General features: G+C 66.3%; 14 protein-coding genes. 9 read left to right on the top strand and 5 right to left on the bottom strand.

Annotated features, from left to right (window positions below; translation table 11 throughout):
* The first annotated feature begins 16 nt into the window (after positions 1–16).
* The 4 genes from N0K08_RS07655 (at position 17) to N0K08_RS07640 (ending at position 5,536) form a co-directional block, all read left to right on the top strand.
* Positions 17–1,033 (top strand): fumarylacetoacetate hydrolase family protein, encoded by a 1,017-nt coding sequence (locus N0K08_RS07655; protein WP_261499533.1) that lies wholly within the window; start codon positions 17–19, stop codon positions 1,031–1,033.
* Between the two features lie 129 nt (positions 1,034–1,162).
* Entirely contained in the window at positions 1,163–2,137 is a 975-nt protein-coding gene (locus N0K08_RS07650; protein WP_261499532.1) for a Bug family tripartite tricarboxylate transporter substrate binding protein, read from the top strand.
* Between the two features lie 71 nt (positions 2,138–2,208).
* Positions 2,209–3,381, top strand: a complete 1,173-nt coding sequence (locus N0K08_RS07645; protein WP_261499531.1) for an iron-containing alcohol dehydrogenase — start codon at positions 2,209–2,211, stop codon at positions 3,379–3,381.
* Positions 3,382–3,475: 94 nt separating this feature from the next.
* Positions 3,476–5,536, top strand: coding sequence for a BCCT family transporter (locus N0K08_RS07640; protein WP_261499530.1), 2,061 nt, complete (start codon positions 3,476–3,478; stop codon positions 5,534–5,536).
* A 151-nt stretch (positions 5,537–5,687) separates the two neighbouring features.
* On the opposite strand, the gene N0K08_RS07635 is transcribed toward N0K08_RS07640, so the two are convergent.
* Positions 5,688–7,760: a molybdopterin-containing oxidoreductase family protein gene (locus tag N0K08_RS07635; RefSeq protein WP_261499529.1), complete on the bottom strand. Its 2,073-nt coding sequence runs from the start codon at positions 7,758–7,760 to the stop codon at positions 5,688–5,690.
* A 142-nt stretch (positions 7,761–7,902) separates the two neighbouring features.
* Here N0K08_RS07635 and N0K08_RS07630 point away from each other — a divergent pair, with 142 nt between their 5' ends.
* Positions 7,903–9,096, top strand: a complete 1,194-nt coding sequence (locus tag N0K08_RS07630; protein ID WP_261499526.1) for a M20 aminoacylase family protein — start codon at positions 7,903–7,905, stop codon at positions 9,094–9,096.
* Positions 9,097–9,132: 36 nt separating this feature from the next.
* On the opposite strand, the gene N0K08_RS07625 is transcribed toward N0K08_RS07630, so the two are convergent.
* Complete coding sequence (locus tag N0K08_RS07625; protein ID WP_261499525.1) at positions 9,133–9,426, bottom strand: polyhydroxyalkanoic acid system family protein; 294 nt, start codon at positions 9,424–9,426, stop codon at positions 9,133–9,135.
* Between the two features lie 90 nt (positions 9,427–9,516).
* Between N0K08_RS07625 and N0K08_RS07620 the strand changes: the two genes are divergently transcribed.
* A complete protein-coding gene (locus tag N0K08_RS07620) occupies positions 9,517–9,771 on the top strand; it encodes an acyl-CoA-binding protein (RefSeq protein WP_261499523.1) in 255 nt (84 codons plus the stop codon).
* 182 nt (positions 9,772–9,953) lie between these two features.
* On the opposite strand, the gene N0K08_RS07615 is transcribed toward N0K08_RS07620, so the two are convergent.
* The gene (locus tag N0K08_RS07615) at positions 9,954–11,153 is read right to left on the bottom strand and encodes an aminopeptidase (protein ID WP_408642912.1); all 1,200 of its coding nucleotides are present in this window, start codon (positions 11,151–11,153) and stop codon (positions 9,954–9,956) included.
* Positions 11,154–11,166: 13 nt separating this feature from the next.
* Between N0K08_RS07615 and N0K08_RS07610 the strand changes: the two genes are divergently transcribed.
* The 3 genes from N0K08_RS07610 (at position 11,167) to N0K08_RS07600 (ending at position 13,482) form a co-directional block, all read left to right on the top strand.
* Entirely contained in the window at positions 11,167–11,781 is a 615-nt protein-coding gene (locus tag N0K08_RS07610; protein ID WP_261499674.1) for a hypothetical protein, read from the top strand.
* A 100-nt stretch (positions 11,782–11,881) separates the two neighbouring features.
* Positions 11,882–13,192 (top strand): class I SAM-dependent methyltransferase, encoded by a 1,311-nt coding sequence (locus N0K08_RS07605; RefSeq protein WP_261499520.1) that lies wholly within the window; start codon positions 11,882–11,884, stop codon positions 13,190–13,192.
* Entirely contained in the window at positions 13,153–13,482 is a 330-nt protein-coding gene (locus N0K08_RS07600) for a DUF1840 domain-containing protein (protein WP_261499519.1), read from the top strand. Before N0K08_RS07605 ends, N0K08_RS07600 begins: the two co-directional genes overlap by 40 nt.
* 204 nt (positions 13,483–13,686) lie before the next feature.
* On the opposite strand, the gene N0K08_RS07595 is transcribed toward N0K08_RS07600, so the two are convergent.
* The gene (locus N0K08_RS07595) at positions 13,687–14,676 is read right to left on the bottom strand and encodes a tripartite tricarboxylate transporter substrate-binding protein (protein WP_261499518.1); all 990 of its coding nucleotides are present in this window, start codon (positions 14,674–14,676) and stop codon (positions 13,687–13,689) included.
* Between the two features lie 128 nt (positions 14,677–14,804).
* Positions 14,805–16,052 (bottom strand): phenylacetate--CoA ligase family protein, encoded by a 1,248-nt coding sequence (locus tag N0K08_RS07590; protein WP_261499517.1) that lies wholly within the window; start codon positions 16,050–16,052, stop codon positions 14,805–14,807.
* Between the last annotated feature and the right edge of the window lies 1 nt (position 16,053).

Raw genomic sequence — 16,053 nt, 5'->3', positions numbered from 1 at the left:
CCAAGGTCCAGTCACCATGAAACTCGCTACCTACAAAGACGGCTCGCGCGACGGACAACTCGTTGTTGTCTCTCGCGACCTGGGCCTGGCCCATTATGCGACCGGCATTGCCAGCCGCATGCAGCAGGTGCTGGACGACTGGGCCTTCATGGCGCCGCAGTTGCAGGACCTGTACCAGCAGCTCAATACCGGCAAGGCACCGCATGCGTTTGCCTTCAACCCCGAGCAGTGCATGGCGCCGCTGCCGCGCGCCTACCAGTGGGCCGACGGTTCGGCCTATCTCAACCATGTGGAGCTGGTGCGCCAGGCGCGCAATGCGGAAGTGCCGGCCACGTTCTACGTCGATCCGCTGATGTACCAGGGCGGCAGCGACGACTTCATCGGCCCCTGCGACGACGTGGTCGTGCCCAGCGAAGCCATGGGCATCGATTTCGAGGCCGAAATCGCCGTGGTGACCACCGATGTGCCCATGGGCAGCACGCCTGCCCAGGCGCTGCAGGGCATCCGGCTGGTGATGCTGGTCAACGATGTCTCGCTGCGCAACCTGATCCCCGCCGAACTGTCCAAGGGCTTCGGCTTTTTCCAGAGCAAGCCGGCGACGGCGTTCAGCCCGGTGGCGGTGACGCTCGACGAGCTGGGCGACGCCTGGGATGCGGGGCGGGTGAACCTGACCTTGCAGTCGAGCTGGAACGGACGCAAGGTCGGCATGTGCGACGCCGGCCCGGAAATGACCTTCCACTTCGGCCAGCTGATCGCCCACATCTGCAAGACCCGCAATGTGCGCGCCGGCTCCATCATCGGCAGCGGCACGGTGAGCAACAAGGGCGTGGGCAAGGGCAAGAACATGGAATGGCCCAAGGGCTACAGCTGCATCGCCGAAAAGCGCTGCATCGAGACCATTCAGACCGGCCAGCCCGTGACCGAATTCATGAAGTTCGGCGACACCGTGCGCATTGAAATGAAGGGCCGCGACGGCCAGAGCATTTTCGGCGCCATCGACCAGACGGTGGTCGAGCCCGAATCCGCAGCCTGAAACCCGGGAGCGCGCGGGACCGGCACCACAGAAGTGCAAGCCCGCGCGGCATGGCCATGCCATGGACGCTCCCTACGCATCCTCCGGCCCGCCGCGGGCGACGCCGGTCAATTCACCAGGAGACAAAAAATGGACCGCAGACATTTTCTGGCCGCGATGACGGCCACGGCCGCCGCGCCTTTCGCATCGCTGGCACAGGCCCAGAGCTGGCCCGAACAGGCCATTCGCTGGGTCGTTCCCTACCCGCCGGGCGGCGGCACGGACGTGCTGGCGCGCACGATGGCCGAAGCCATGCGTACCAGCCTGGGCCAGACCATCGTCATCGAGAACAAGCCCGGTGCCTCGACGAATATCGGCGCCCAGCAGGTGGCCACGGCCAAGGCCGACGGCTACACCGTCATGTCGGCCGACAACGCCGTGCTGGCCTACAACGAGCACCTGTTTCGCAAGCTGCCGTTCAGCCCGGAAAATGATTTCACCTATGTCGGTGGCATGAGCCGCTTTCCGCTGGCGCTGGTGGTGAACCCGGCGTTCGAGGCCAAGACCCTGCAGGAATTCCTGGCCCATGCCCGCGCCCATCCCGGCCAGGTGAACTACGCTTCGCCGGGCAATGGCTCGCCCCACCATCTGGCGATGGAAATGTTCAAGGCCCGCACCGGCACTTTCCTGACGCACATCCCCTACCGCGGCGCGGCACCGGCCGTGGCCGACGTGATGGGCGGGCAGGTGGCCTGCATGTTCCTGGACCTGGCCGCGGGCCTGCCGCTGATCCAGACCGGCAAGGTGCGCGCACTGGCCATAGGCTCGGGCCAGCGCGTGGCCAATCTGCCGCAGCTGGCAACCCTGGCCGAGGCCGGCGTGGCCAACTCCGAGGTCTATGCCTTCCAGGGCATGCTGGCGCCCAAAAATCTGCCAGCGCCCATAGTTCAGCGCCTGAATGCCGAGCTCAACAAGGCCCTGGCCACCCCGACCGTGGTCAAGCGCATGCAGGACTTCGGCATGGAAGCCTTGCCCGGCACGCCTGAACAGTTTCGGTCCATGGCCCGCGCCGAAGCCAAGCGCTGGGGCGAGATCATCCAGCGGGCGGGCATCAAGCTCGACTGAGCGCTGTCCTGCCAGAATGCGGGTTGAACGGGGCGTGCGCGCCCCGCACCCCCATTCACAGGAGAGCCGCCATGCAAAATTTTGACTTCAGCAACCCCACGCGCATTGTTTTCGGTGAAGGCGTCGTGGCCAAGCTTGGCAAGCTGTTGCCTGAGACGGCCCAGGTGTTGATCGTCGTGGGCGGCGGCAGCGCCGAGAAAACCGGCACGCTGGCCGAAGTGCGTACTGCCTTGGGCGCGCGCCGGCACGCGACGTTTTCCGGCATCGAGCCCAATCCCACATTGGAAACCGCGATGCGCGCCGTGGAGCAGTTCCAGCAGGGCGGTTTCGACTACCTGCTGGCCGTGGGCGGCGGCTCGGTGATCGATGCCGTCAAGTTCATCGCCGCGGCGGTGCGCCTGCCCGGCGCCGATGCGGCCGCAGCCTGGGAGCTGGTGCGCAACGGCGGACGCACGGTCAGCCAGGCCGCGCCCCTGGGCGTGGTGCTGACCCTGCCCGCCACAGGCTCGGAAATGAACAACGGCGGCGTGCTGACCCATGCGGCCGAAGGCGCCAAATTGCCGTTCTCGAACCGCCGGCTGTTCCCGCAGTTCGCGCTGCTGGACCCGACCAAGACCTATACCCTGCCGACCCGGCAACTGGCCAACGGCGTGGTCGATGCGTTCGTGCACACCATGGAGCAGTACCTGACCTACCCGGTCGACGCGCGTGTGCAGGACCGCTTTGCCGAAGGCCTGTTGCAGACCCTGATCGAGATCGGCCCGCGCGTGGTGCATGACGCTACGCCGGTCTATGCCGACCGCGCCAACCTGGTGTGGACGGCAACGCTGGCGCTCAACGGCCTGATCGGCGCCGGCGTGCCCCAGGACTGGGCCACGCACATGATAGGCCACGAACTCACGGCCCTGTACGGCATCGACCACGCGCGCACGCTGGCCGTGGTGCTGCCGGCCATGATGGATGCGCGGCGCGAGCAAAAGCACGCCAAGCTGCTGCAGTACGCCGAGCGCGTCTGGGGCATCACCGAAGGCTCGGAAGAAGGCCGTATCAATGCCGCCATCACCCAGACGCGCAATTTCTTCGAAGGCCTGGGCGTGCCCACGCGGCTGTCGGCCTACAGCCTGGGCACCGAAGCCGTGGACGCGGCCGTGGCCCAGCTGGAAAAGCACGGCATGGTCCAGCTGTCGGAGCTGCGCGACATCGACGCGGCCAAGGCCCGCGAGATCCTGGTGCTGGCCGTTTGAGCTCCAGCGGCCGCCGGGGGATGCCCCGGTCACCCGCAGTCCGTGGTGAAATGTCTGCGGCCTGCTAGCTCTGCACCGACCCCAGGAGATGTCCATGGAAAATCCGGCGAACCACGATGTCGACGCCCCCCCAAAGCTGACATTTTCAGCGCCGGTCGTCGTCCCGGCCCTGGTCGTACTGACCGCGCTGCTGCTGCTGTGCAGTCTGGCGCCGCAGTTGGCGGACCGCATCTTCTCCAGCGCCCAGGCCTGGGTAGTGGGCCATTTCGACTGGTTCTACACCGGCGTCGTGACGTTTTTTCTGGTGTTTCTGGTGCTGCTGGCATTCAGCCGCTACGGCGACATCCGCCTGGGGCCCGATGACGCCAAGCCCGAGTTCAACTTTGTCTCGTGGACCGCGATGCTGTTCGCGGCAGGCATGGGCATCGGCCTGATGTATTTCGGCGTGGGCGAGCCGCTGCAGCACTATCTGAACCCGCCCACGCAAGTCGCCGGCACGCCTGCCGCCGCGCGCGAGGCGCTGACGTCCACCTTCTTCCACTGGGGCTTTCACGCCTGGGCGATTTACGGCGTGATGGGGCTGGTGCTGGCGTATTTCGGCTTTCGCTTCAATCTGCCGCTGACCATGCGCTCCGGCCTTTATCCGCTGCTGCAGCACCGCATCAACGGCCCCATAGGCCATGGTGTCGATGCGTTCGCGCTGGTGGGCACGATTGCCGGTCTGGCGACGACCCTGGGCTACGGCGCCCTGCAATTGGCCGCGGGCCTGAACATCGTGACGGGCTGGGATACCAGCACCACGATCTTCCGTGTGGGGGTGATCGTGGTGGTGGTGAGCCTGGCCGGTTTCTCGGCGGCGTCGGGCCTGGACAAGGGCGTGCGCAGGCTGTCGGAGGTCAACCTCATTCTCACGTTCATCCTGCTGGGCTTTGTGCTGGTCTTCGGCCCCACCGTTTTTCTGATGCAGGCGTTCAGCGAAAACGTCGGCCATTACCTCTCCCAGCTGGTGGATCTGTCGCTGCGCACTTTCGCCTATGAGCCTGCGCAGGACCCTGCGTGGTTCGGCAACTGGACGATCCTGTACTGGGCCTGGTGGATCTCCTGGTCGCCTTTCGTGGGCATGTTCATCGCGCGCATCTCGCGCGGCCGCACGGTGCGTGAATTCATCATCGGCGTGCTGCTGATTCCCACGGCCTTCAACCTGCTGTGGATGACGGCCTTCGGCAACGGTGCGATCTGGATCGACACCCATGTGGCCCAGGGCGCGCTGGCGCAAACCGCGGGCAATGTGGATGCGCTGCTGTTCCGCTTTTTTGAATACCTGCCGCTGGCCAAGACCGTGTCCTGGCTGGCCATTTTGCTGATCGCCATGTTCTTCGTGACGTCGGCGGATTCGGGCGCTTACGTGGTGGATGCGATCGCCTCGCGCGGCCATCCGCGCTCGCCGGTGTGGCAGCGCCTGTTCTGGGCCGCGGTGCTGGGCGTGACGGCCATCGTGCTGATGCTCGCCGGCGGTCTCAAGGCCTTGCAGGCGATGACCATGGTCGCGGCCTTGCCCGTGGCGGCCATCATGGCGGCCCTGTGCGTGGGGCTGTGGCGAGGCATGCGCGCCGACCTCACGCACGCCACGCAGGACTGGGCGCCGGCCACCAGCTTCTGGAACGGCCAGCACTGGCGCAAGCGCCTGGAGCTGATCGTGCGCCAGCCCAATGCGGGCGACATCCAGCGCTTCATGCAAAAAACCGTGCTGCCCGCCATGCGCGAAGTGGCGACGGAAATGGAGCGCCAGGGCCTGCCGGCCCAGGTGCATGACGACAGCATGAGCACGGAAGGCAGCGATGCGGGAACGGTGCGTCTGGTGATTCCCATCGCCGAGCTGCGCGACTTTGTCTATGGCGTGCGGCCGGTCAAGCGCAAGCTGCCCGGCTTCATGCTGACCGAAGTGACGGAGGCCACGGAAAACGTGCGCCGCCATGTGGTCGAGCCCATGACCTTCTTTGCCGATGGGCGTGAAGGCTATGACATCCAGTACCTGCGGCATGAGGAACTGATTGCCGACATCCTGCGCAATTACGAACGCTACCTGTCGCTCAATGCCGACAAGCGGACGGTGCTGGTGAACAGGGCGCCGGAACATAACGAAGGCACCCCCTGAGCCGCTTACGCGGCATGGGCCGCCCCGGCTCCCCCCTCTCAACCTGCGGTGGAGGGGGACGGCAGCCTCGCTGCGCGGCGGCGCTTGCTCGCTGCCCCTGAGCTGGGGCGCGCCAGTTTCAAGGGCTGCGAGCCTGAGAAGCCCCTCTCGCCTACGCCGCCTGCACCTGCACCACGCAGTCGTAGAAGCTGGGCGCGCGGCCGATGTCGGTGAGGTGTTGGTGGGTCAGCTCGTTGACGTTGGTGCCGTTGGCACCGTCCTTGCGCCACCAGATGCCCAGGCCGATCACCAGGCCTTCGCGGGCCCGGCCGTTGACGCTGGCGTGGCACAGGTGCTCGCCGCGGGCGTTGAACACGCGCACCAGCGCGCCGTCGGCGATGCCGCGCGCGGCGGCGTCATCGGGGTGCATTTCCAGCAGCGGCCGGCCTTCGGCGTTGCGCAGCTTTTGCACGTTGACGAAAGTGCTGTTGAGGAAGTTGCGCGCCGGTGGCGAAATCATGGCCAGCGGGTAAGGGCCTTGCGGGTCGGGCAGCTCGTGGTTGGGCAGGTAGTCGGGCAGGGGATTGACGCCCAGGGCCGCGAGGCTGGCGCTGACGAACTCGCACTTGCCCGAAGGCGTGGCAAAACCGCCGTCGGCAAACGGCGCCTCGGGCAAGGGCAGGTGGGCGAAGCCCGTGGCCAGCAGGCTGTCGAAATCGACTTTGGACGCATCCATGGCCTGGCGGCACAGGGTCTCGTCGCTGTCGCTGAAGCAGGGCTGGGCAAAGGCGGGGTCATACTGGGCCATGCGCGCGGCGAGTTCGCGGAAGATCTGCGCGTTGCTGCGGGCCTGGCCCACGGGCGCGATGGCCGGGCGGTTGAGCAGCACATCGGTATGGCCGTAGCTGCCGTGGATGTCCCAGTGTTCGAGCTGGGTCGTGGCCGGCAGCACGTAGTCGGCATGGTCGGCGGTGTCCGTGAGGAAATGCTCGATGACCACGGTGAACAGGTCGTCGCGCGCAAAGCCCTGGGCCACCTTGGCCGACTCCGGCGCCACGGCCACGGGGTTGCTGTTGTAGACCACCACGGCTTCGATGCGCGGGCCGAAAGCACCGCCGCCGGGCTCGAGCAAGGCATTGCCTATGGTGCTCATGTTCACCGTGCGCGGGCGGCGCGCGCCCAGCAGTTCGGGCTTTTGCAGCGCGGCGCGGCGCGCGGGCAGGACGCCCGAGCTCGACAGCAGCAGGCCGCCGGCGCGGTGCCGCCAGGCGCCCGTGAGGGCCGGCAGGCAGGCGACGGCGCGCACCGCATTGCCGCCGCCGCGTGCGCGCTGCACGCCGTAGTTCAGGCGGATGGCGGCGCGCTCGGTCGTGCCGTAGTCGCGCGCCAGCTGGGTGATCTGCTCCACGGGCAGGCCGCAGACGGCGGCCGCGCGCTCGGGCGGCCATTCCAGCGCGCGCTCGCGCAGCTCGTCCCAGCCCAGCGTGTGGCGCGCCAGATAGTCATGGTCCAGCCAGTCGTTGCGGATCAGCTCGTGCATCAGCGCCAGGGCCAGCGCGGCGTCGGTGCCGGGGCGCAGTTGCAGGTGTTCGTGGCATTTCTCGGCGGTTTCGGTCTTGCGCGGGTCTATGCAGACCAGGCGCGCGCCGTCGCGTTTGGCGGCCTGGGCGTAGCGCCAGAAGTGCAGGTTGCTGCCGATGCTGTTGCTGCCCCAGATCACGATCAGCCGGCTCTCGGCAAAGAACTCCACGCGCATGCCCAGCTTGCCGCCATAGGTGTGCAGCAGCGCTTCGCCGCCGGCGCTCGAGCAGATGGTGCGATCGAGCAGCGATGCGCCCAGCTGGTGGAAAAAGCGCCGGTCCATGCTTTCGCCCTGGACCAGGCCCATGGTGCCGGCATAGCTGTAGGGCAGAACCGCTTCGGGCGCGCGCTGGGCAATGCCGTGCAAGCGCGCGGCGATGTCGGTGAGTGCTTCATCCCAGGAGACGGGCGTGAACTGGCCGCTGCCCTTGGGGCCTGAGCGCTTGAGCGGGGTGAGCACGCGCTCGGCATGGTAGGTGCGCTCGGGGTATTTGCTGACCTTGGCGCAGAGCACGCCGCCGGTTTGCGGGTGCTCGGGGTTGCCCTGGACGCGCGTGGCGACGCCGTCGACCACGGTGGTCAGCAGGGCGCAGGTGTCGGGGCAGTCATGGGGGCAGGCGCCGCGCACGACGGAAACGGGGGACAGGCTGTCGGAAGAGGACATGGCGTTCGTGGGGCTGGAGTTCTGTGGGGGCGCAGTCACGCCATTGTCTCGCAGCAGGATGGGTCGCGGTGGGGGAAAAACCGGGTTTGTCATCATGGGCAGCCGTCTTCGCGCCACAATGGCTGACAGGAGATTTTTGTCCATGTCGCTGATTGAAGAAATTGTTGCGCAGGCCGATGAGCTGGCTGCCTTGCGCCGAGATATCCATGCCCATCCCGAGCTGTGCTTCGAAGAAGTGCGCACGGCCGATGTGATCGCCGCCAAGCTGACCGAGTGGGGCATTGCCGTGCACCGCGGCCTGGGCAAGACCGGCGTGGTGGGCATAGTCCACGGGCGCGATGCCGGTGCCTGCGGCCGGGCCCTGGGTCTGCGCGCCGACATGGACGCGCTGCCCATGCAGGAGGGCAATACCTTTGCCCATGCCAGCCGCCACGCGGGCAAGATGCACGGCTGCGGCCACGACGGCCATGTGGCCATGCTGCTGGCCGCGGCCCAGCACCTGTCGCGCCACCGCGACTTCGACGGCACGATCTACCTGATCTTCCAGCCGGCCGAAGAAGGCGGTGGCGGCGCGCGCGAGATGATCCGCGACGGCCTGTTCACGCGTTTTCCCATGCAGGCCGTGTTTGGCATGCACAACTGGCCCGGCATGGCCGAAGGCCAGATGGCGGTGAGCCCCGGGCCGGTCATGGCCTCGAGCAATGAATTCAAGATCACGGTGCGCGGCAAGGGCGGCCACGCGGCCATGCCGCACCTGGTGCTCGATCCCGTGCCCGTGGCGGCGCAAATCATCATGGGCTTGCAGACCATCATCAGTCGCAGCCTCAAGCCCGTGGATGCGGGCGTGATTTCCGTGACCATGGTCCACGGCGGCGAGGCCAGCAACGTTGTGCCCGACACCGTGGAACTCGAAGGCACGGTGCGCACCTTCTCGGTGGCCGTGCTCGACATGATCGAGCAGCGCATGCAGCAGGTGATCGATGGCATCTGCGCCAGTCAGGGCCTGAAGTATGCGTTCGTGTTCGAGCGCAACTACCCGCCGACCATCAACACCGCACCCGAGGCGGCGCTGGCGCGGGCGGTGATGGAGCGCCTGGTGGGCGCGGCCCAGGTGCTGGACCAGGAGCCGACCATGGGCGCCGAAGACTTTGCCTACATGCTGGAGGAAAAGCCCGGTGCCTACTGCTTCATCGCCAATGGCGAAGGCGACCACCGCGCGATCGGCCATGGCGGCGGGCCCTGCATGCTGCACAACCCCAGCTACGACTTCAACGACCGCCTGATTCCGCTGGGCGCGACGTTCTGGGTCGAACTGGCCAAGGAATGGTTGAAGTAGCCCCCCAGTTTCCCACGCGCGGCGGAGCGGGGCCTGTCAGGCCTTGGTCAGCAGCTCGTCAAATTGCGCGTTGAGCTTGGCTTCTATGCTGTCCTTGAACATGGCGGCCAGAAAGCCCAGTTCGGCTTCGAGTTCGAACGCGCTCGCGGTCACCACGAGCCGGCCGTCGACGCCATTGCCGCTGAAGCGCAGCAGGTCTTGCGCGTCGCCGGGTTCATATTCGCATTGCACGCCGAATTTCTCGGTGGCCTTTTCGCCCCAGCGCTGGGCATGTTGGCGGGCGGCGGGAAGGCCCAGCGTATGGGCGCGGGAAAGCTGGATGTCAGGCAAGGGTTAGTCCGGGTGAAGTGGCATAAAGAGCGGGTGCTGCGATGACTACACTGGGTCGATCGCATCCCCTGATTTTAAGGAGCAACCTGCATGTCTGACCTGAACGCTGCTTTCGAAGCCGCCGTGGCCCATTCCAAGAATCTGAGCGAGCGGCCCGACAACGCCACGCTGCTCAAGATCTATGCCTTGTACAAGCAGGCCACGCAGGGCGACAACGAAGAGAAGAAACCCAGCTTCTCCGACATGGTGGGCCGTGCGAAATGGGACGCCTGGGAAAAGCTCAAGGGCACGGACGGCGATGCGGCCCGGCAGCAGTACATTGCGTTGATCGAATCGCTGCAATAAAGGACCCCCTGAGCGGCTGACGCCGGATGGCCGGCCCCCGCTCCCCCCTCAGAGGGGGGCGGCAGCCTCGCTGCGGGGCGGCCCTTGCTCGCTGCCCCTGAGTTGAGCCACGCCAGTTTCATGGGCGGTGCGGATAACTGCGTTGAGCTGAGCCACCCCTTGGTCTGAAGCGGGTGGCTTTTTTACGGGCGGCACACCGGCGGCTGCTCGCCGGGTGGCATCAGCGCGCACAGCGCCTGCTGGCGCGCGGCCTCGGGCAGGTGGGAGAGTCGCTCGACCGCAGCATGGAAGGCCGGCCAAGGCGCTTCCTGGCCCGCCTGCTGCGCGAACAGCGCCACAAAGGCCGGCACCCACAGCTCGTAGGCCGACAGGGCGCCAAAGGCCGCGTTGTTGGCCTGGGCCACCCACAGGTCCAGGCGCTGCAGGGCCTGCGCGCTGGCCTGGGGGCGTGCGGCCAGTTCCGGCGTGGCCAGCCATTGCGCGCGCAAGCTCTGGTAGCGGGCGCGAAAGTCGTCCAGGATCACTTTCTTGGCCGCAGCCAGCGCCGTGTCCGGCGGCTCGGCATACAGGGCTTGCAGCTTGTCGCGCGTGTCACGCGTCAGCGCGCGAAACGCCAGGCGGCGCTGCTGCGCGGCCTGCCAGGCGGGAGCGGCAGCGGTCGCCGTGGCCGACTGTTGCAGCCAGGCGCGCGTGCCCATTTGCTGCACGGCCGTGGCATAGGACTCGTTGAACGCCATGTCGCTGGCCAGGTAGACGCGCTGGTGGGACAGCTCGTGGAACAGCAGGCCGACCAGCTCGCCTTCGGGCCAGTTCACAAAGGTATTGAGCAGCGGGTCGCCGCCGAGCCAGTTCAGATAGCCCAGCGTGGAATAGGCGGGCACGGGATAGACGAGCACTTCCAGGCCTTGCGCGGCCAGACCGCTGGCCTGGGTCTGGGCGTCGGCCTGGGCGAAGTAGCCGCGGTAGCCGACGCAGCCGGCGATGGGGAAACACCATTGGTGCAGCTCAAGCGAATCGGGCGGGGCGGCCGTGACGTTCCACACGGCGGCCGTGCGTCCCAGATCGGCATAGCTGCGGTAGCTGGCGTTGTCGGGCAGGGCCAGGGCCTGGCTGGCGAAATCGCGCGCCTGCTGGGCCAGCAGCAACTGGCGGCGCAGCGCGGGGGCGAGCTCTGGTGCCTCCAGCACCTGCATGACCGGCCGGGCCGCTTCCAGCATCTGCCACTGCCCGCGCGCGCCCTGCCAGTAGTAGCCCAGGTCGGGCAGGGCGCAGCCGCCGACCAGGGCCGCAAGGGCCAGACAGACCAGGCGCTGGGCCTGCGCCTGGCCCCGTTGCGCACGCTGCGGCCGAGGGCTGACTACACTGAGGGCTTCATTCACCATGTTTTCCGATCTGATGGACTTCTTTACGCTGGCGATCATTGTCTCCATTGCCATTTATGTGCTCAAGAAGCAGGAGCAGCGGCGTCGCACGCAACTGCTCGCCGAGTACCTGGGCCGCTACCAAATCGAGAAACTCATGGGCGGCCTGGTGGAAGGTTATCTGCGCGCGCTGGGCGAAAGCGATCTGCAGCGCCGCACCCAGGTCTGGGCGCTGCTGGAAAGCACGGAGAAAAGCCTGGCCGAGCAGTTCCAGCGTTTTGCCGACGATTTTTCCAAGGTCGATGCAGAGCAGGTCCGCGTGAGCACTTTGCCGCTGGCGCTGCCCTATGTGGACAGAATTTACCCGCGTGGCACATTCGACATGCGCGAGATGGTGAAGATCCATGCGCGCGGACTGGCCGCGCCACAGGTGTTTGCCGCGCAGGACGACGACGAGCGCCGCAAGCGGGCCTTTGCGCTCACGGCTGAAATTTTCCTCATGCAGCACAGCTGCCACTGGTTTTGCAAATCGCTGACCGTGGCTTCGGTGCGACTGCTCGCGCGCCACCAGACGGCGTACGAGCAGGTGCTGGCCTCGGTTTCGTCCGCGACGCGGGACGCCTATCTGCGACTGATCGGCAGGGCCTAGGAGCTCAGGCCTGGGGGTCGATTGCAGGACAAGGCCAATAGCCGGCCTAGGTGTAAAGCTATTGCGGGCTTTTTATGGAAAGCGAAAAATAGTGCCTGACATGAAACAACTGATCCATACCCTTGAGGGCCGGCTGGAGCCGCTGCCGGTCTCCGTTGCCGTGGAGTTGCCTTCGGGCCAGCGCGTGGGCAAAAGCTCCACCCAGGTGCTGCTGCGGTTTCGTTCACTCGCGCCGCTGGCGGCCCTGGCTGCCGGCCATATCGGCACACTGGGGGCCGCGGTGGTCGAGGGCCAGGTGGAGCTCGAAGGCCGGGTGCGGGACATCATGCGCGCGGCTTCGGCGCTGCTGCAGTCCGACCCGGTGCGCGGCACGCCCAGCTGGTGGTCGCAAATCATGGCACGCACGCGCTCCATGGCGCTGCACACCTTGACGCGCGATGCCGAGCAGGTCCAGTTCCATTACGACCTGTCCGATGATTTCTACGCCCTGTGGCTCGATCCCCGGCGGGTCTATTCCTGCGCCTATTACCGCGAGCCCGGCATGGACCTGGCCCAGGCCCAGGAAGCCAAGCTGGACCATATCTGCCGCAAGCTGCAGCTGCATCCCGGCGAGCGCTTCCTGGACATAGGCGCGGGTTGGGGCGGTCTGCTGCTGTGGGCCGCCGAGCATTACGGCGTGAAGGCCCATGGCATCACCTTGTCGCGCAATCAGCATGCCTATGTGAACCAGCTGATCCAGCAGCGCGGCCTGCAGGACCGTATGCACATCGAGCTGTGCGACTACCGCGAGCTGCAGCCCGACAAGGCATTCGACAAGATTGCTTCGGTCGGCATGTTCGAGCATGTGGGCCAGGCCCATATGCCCGAGTACGGCGATACCGTGTGCCGCCTGCTCAAACCCGGCGGCATGGCCTTGATCCACGGCATCACGGCGGGCGGAGTGAATAATGTGGCGGTGGGCGCGGGCATGGGCGAGTTCATCGACCGCTACATCTTCCCGGGCGGCGAACTGCTGCATGTGAGCAAGGTATTGCAGGCGCTGTCGCAAAGCGGCCTGGAGATGGTCGATACGGAAAACCTGCGACCCCATTACGCGCGCACGCTGTGGGCCTGGTCCGATGCGCTGGAAGCGCAGTTGCCGCAGGCCGAGCGCATTCTCGCGGCCCAGACCGATGCCGAACGCGGCGCGCGTGCGCTGCGTGCCTACCGGCTGTACCTGGCCGGCTGCGCCATGGGCTTCGAGCGTGGCTGGATCGCCCTGCACCAGATGCTGGTAACCCACCCCGACGGCCAGATCGCCAGCGGCCCCATGGTCGGTGCCCAGTCCGGATACCCGTTCAATCGCGAATACATGTACACCCAAGGAGTTTCATGCCCTACAAGTTCCAATCCCGTGCCACCGCCGATCTGATCATGCTCGACGCCACGGCCCAGCGGCTGCTGGCCCTCATCGGCAAGGAGACGGACCGCCCCGGCATCATCACGCTGGAGCAGATTCCGGGCGCCATCGCGGCGCTGGAACAGGCGGTGCAAAACGACGAAGCCCGGCGCGCCGCGGCCGGCAATGGCCAGGACGATGAAGAGGTGTCGGAGGACGACGCCCCCAGCCCGCGCGACAGCGTGAGCCTGCGCCAGCGCGCCGCGCCTTTCATCGAAATGCTGGGCCGCAGCGCCGCAGAAGGCCGCGACGTGACCTGGTAAAAACAAAAAAGCCGCCAGCCTGAAAGGGCTGGCGGTTTTTTTAAAAGTACTGGCTTTGCAACGCTCGCAATGCCCACGGTCTACGAAACTGGCGTATCCCAGCAAGGGACAGCGAGCAAGGGCCGCCCCGCAGCGAGGCTGTCGTCCCCCTCCACCGAAGGATGAGAGGGGGAAGCCGCAAAGCGGCTCAGGGGGTGCCCCTATTTAATCAGCGTAAGCCCCTGCAGCCTGAATGACCTTGCCCCAGGTGGCGATTTCCGACTGCACAAACTTCTTGTGGCCTTCGGGCGTGATGCGGTCGTCGGCGGCAATCACGGCACCCAGCTGTTCTTCCTTGTGGATGAACTCAGGTTCCTTGAGCGCCAGACGCATGGCTTCGTTGACCTTCTTGACCACGGCGGCAGGCGTGCCCTTGGGCGCGTACAGGCCGTGCCAGACGGTGACCTGGAAGTCCTTGAGGCCGCTTTCCGCCAGCGTAGGCAGGGACTTGAGCGCAGGCGTGGTCAGACGCTTGGGCGTGGTCACGGCGTAGGCCTTGACCTTCTTGGATTCGATCTGTGCCGTGGTGTTGGTGGTCTGGTCGCACAGCAGGTCGACCTGGTTGCCCATCAGGTCGGCAATGGCCGGTGCCGCGCCCTTGTAGGGCACGGGCGTCATTTCGGTCTTCAGCGACGACTGCAGCATCAGGCCGCAGAGATGGGAGGCGGAACCGATGCCGGCATTGGCCAGATTGACCTTGCCCTGGTTCTTGCCGATCCAGGTCAGCAGTTCCTTGTAGTTGTCCGCGGGCAGCGTGGGCTTGCCGATCAGCGTCATGGGCACATCGTTGATGATGCCCAGGTACTCGAAGTCATTGACCACGTTGAACGACAGCTTGCGGTACAGCGAGGGCACGGTGGCCATGCCGATGTGGTTGAGCAGCAAGGTGTAGCCATCGGGATTGGCGCGGGCCACCTTGGCAATACCGATGGCGCTGCCGGCGCCGGCAGTGTTGTCGATGACGATGGTCGCATTGCCCAGATGCTTGCGCATCGAATCGGCGAGATCGCGGGCCACGCGGTCGGTCGGGCCGCCAGCGGTGAACGGCACGACGATGGTGATCGATTTGCCCGCGGCGGGGTAATCCTGGGCTTGCACTCCGACGGCGGCAATGGCAGCCATGGCGAGGGTCGCCAGTTTGAAAAACTTCTGCATGTATTGTCTCCTTATGAGGATGAATCATAGGGAGGATTCGTGCGATTGTTCCTACACAAAAACAAGTGTTTTCCCTGTGAAACCGCAAAAAAATACCGGGCAGGACGGGTTGCGCCGCTGCCCGGGGTTCAGCGGTAGCTGCGCGCGTCTTCGATCACCACGCCGTCGTTGGGCAGCTGGCCGGGCGCCAGCGGCTGCACATCGCAGCGCAGCTTGGTGAGATCGCGCACGCATTCCCCGATCTGGCGCAGCAGCGCGGGATCGGTGTCCAGTGTTTCGACCTGCAGTTCCATGCTGTCGTTGGCCATTTCTCCGCGCACCACCAGGCGCGCGCGCAGCACCTGGTCGAAGCGCTGCACGACCTGATTGACCTGGGCCGGGTGCACGAACATGCCGCGCACCTTGGTGGTCTGGTCGGCGCGCCCCATCCAGCCCTTGATGCGGGTGTTGGTGCGCCCCGTGGGGCAGTCGCCAGGCAGCACGGCCGACAGGTCGCCGGTGCCAAAGCGCACCAGCGGATAGCCGGGGTTGAGTGTGGTGACGACCAGTTCGCCGACTTCGCCGTCGGGCACGGGGTCGCCGGTGCCGGGGCGCACGATTTCCACGATCACGTTTTCATCGACCACCAGGCCTTCGCGCGCGCAGGTCTCGTAGGCGATCAGGCCCAGGTCGGCCGTGGCGTAGCACTGGTAGGCCTGAACGCCGCGCTCGGCCAGCCAGTCGCGCAGCGATGGCGGAAAGGCTTCGCCCGAGACCAGGGCCTTGTGCAGGCTGGGCAGGTCCTGGCCCAGGCTTTGCGCTTTTTCCATCAGGATGCGCAGAAAGCTGGGCGTGCCGATATAGCCCGCGGGACGCAGTTCGGCCATGGCCTGGACCTGCTGCTCGGTCTGGCCCGTGCCCGCGGCAAACACCGTGCAACCCAGGGCCTGGGCGCCGGTTTCCATCATCGCGCCCGCGGGCACGAAGTGGTAGCTGAAACTGTTGTGCACCAGCTCGCCCGAGCGAAAGCCCGCGGCGTGGATGGCGCGCGCCATGCGCCAGTAGTCGCGCCCGCAGCCTTCGGGCTCGTAGATGCCGCCGGGGCTGGAAAACACGCGCGGCATCTGGGCGCCGAAGGCCAGCGCGCTGAAGCCGCCGAAAGGGTTGTCGGCGCGCAAGGCCTGTTGGCGTTCCAGCAACTGCGACTTGCGTGTCACGGGCAGCCGGGCCAGGGCCTGGCGCGAGGTCACCGTGTCGGGGTCCACATCGGCCAGGATTTCGGCAAACGCCGGCGAGGCCTGGCGCGCATGCGCAATCTGGCGCGGCAGTGCCGCCATCAAGGCCTGTTCGCGCGCCGCGGGGGCGCGCGATTCAAGCGCGTCGTAATGATCTGTCATG

The sequence above is a fragment of the Acidovorax bellezanensis genome (assembly GCF_025421555.1).
GTDB lineage: Bacteria > Pseudomonadota > Gammaproteobacteria > Burkholderiales > Burkholderiaceae_C > Comamonas > Comamonas bellezanensis.
This window is presented reverse-complemented; position numbering and strand designations above follow the sequence as displayed.

Excerpts from the sequence above, each read along its gene's own strand:
- N0K08_RS07630 (WP_261499526.1), top strand. The coding sequence starts at position 7,903 with ATGTCGCTGATTGAAGAAATTGTTGCGCAGGCCGATGAGCTGGCTGCC.
- N0K08_RS07635 (WP_261499529.1), bottom strand. The coding sequence starts at position 7,760 with ATGTCCTCTTCCGACAGCCTGTCCCCCGTTTCCGTCGTGCGCGGCGCC.
- N0K08_RS07605 (WP_261499520.1), top strand. The coding sequence starts at position 11,882 with ATGAAACAACTGATCCATACCCTTGAGGGCCGGCTGGAGCCGCTGCCG.
- N0K08_RS07640 (WP_261499530.1), top strand. The coding sequence starts at position 3,476 with ATGGAAAATCCGGCGAACCACGATGTCGACGCCCCCCCAAAGCTGACA.
- N0K08_RS07610 (WP_261499674.1), top strand. The coding sequence starts at position 11,167 with ATGGACTTCTTTACGCTGGCGATCATTGTCTCCATTGCCATTTATGTG.
- N0K08_RS07600 (WP_261499519.1), top strand. The coding sequence starts at position 13,153 with ATGCCCTACAAGTTCCAATCCCGTGCCACCGCCGATCTGATCATGCTC.
- N0K08_RS07595 (WP_261499518.1), bottom strand. The coding sequence starts at position 14,676 with ATGCAGAAGTTTTTCAAACTGGCGACCCTCGCCATGGCTGCCATTGCC.
- N0K08_RS07645 (WP_261499531.1), top strand. The coding sequence starts at position 2,209 with ATGCAAAATTTTGACTTCAGCAACCCCACGCGCATTGTTTTCGGTGAA.
- N0K08_RS07650 (WP_261499532.1), top strand. The coding sequence starts at position 1,163 with ATGGACCGCAGACATTTTCTGGCCGCGATGACGGCCACGGCCGCCGCG.
- N0K08_RS07615 (WP_408642912.1), bottom strand. The coding sequence starts at position 11,153 with ATGGTGAATGAAGCCCTCAGTGTAGTCAGCCCTCGGCCGCAGCGTGCG.
- N0K08_RS07620 (WP_261499523.1), top strand. The coding sequence starts at position 9,517 with ATGTCTGACCTGAACGCTGCTTTCGAAGCCGCCGTGGCCCATTCCAAG.
- N0K08_RS07655 (WP_261499533.1), top strand. The coding sequence starts at position 17 with ATGAAACTCGCTACCTACAAAGACGGCTCGCGCGACGGACAACTCGTT.
- N0K08_RS07590 (WP_261499517.1), bottom strand. The coding sequence starts at position 16,052 with ATGACAGATCATTACGACGCGCTTGAATCGCGCGCCCCCGCGGCGCGC.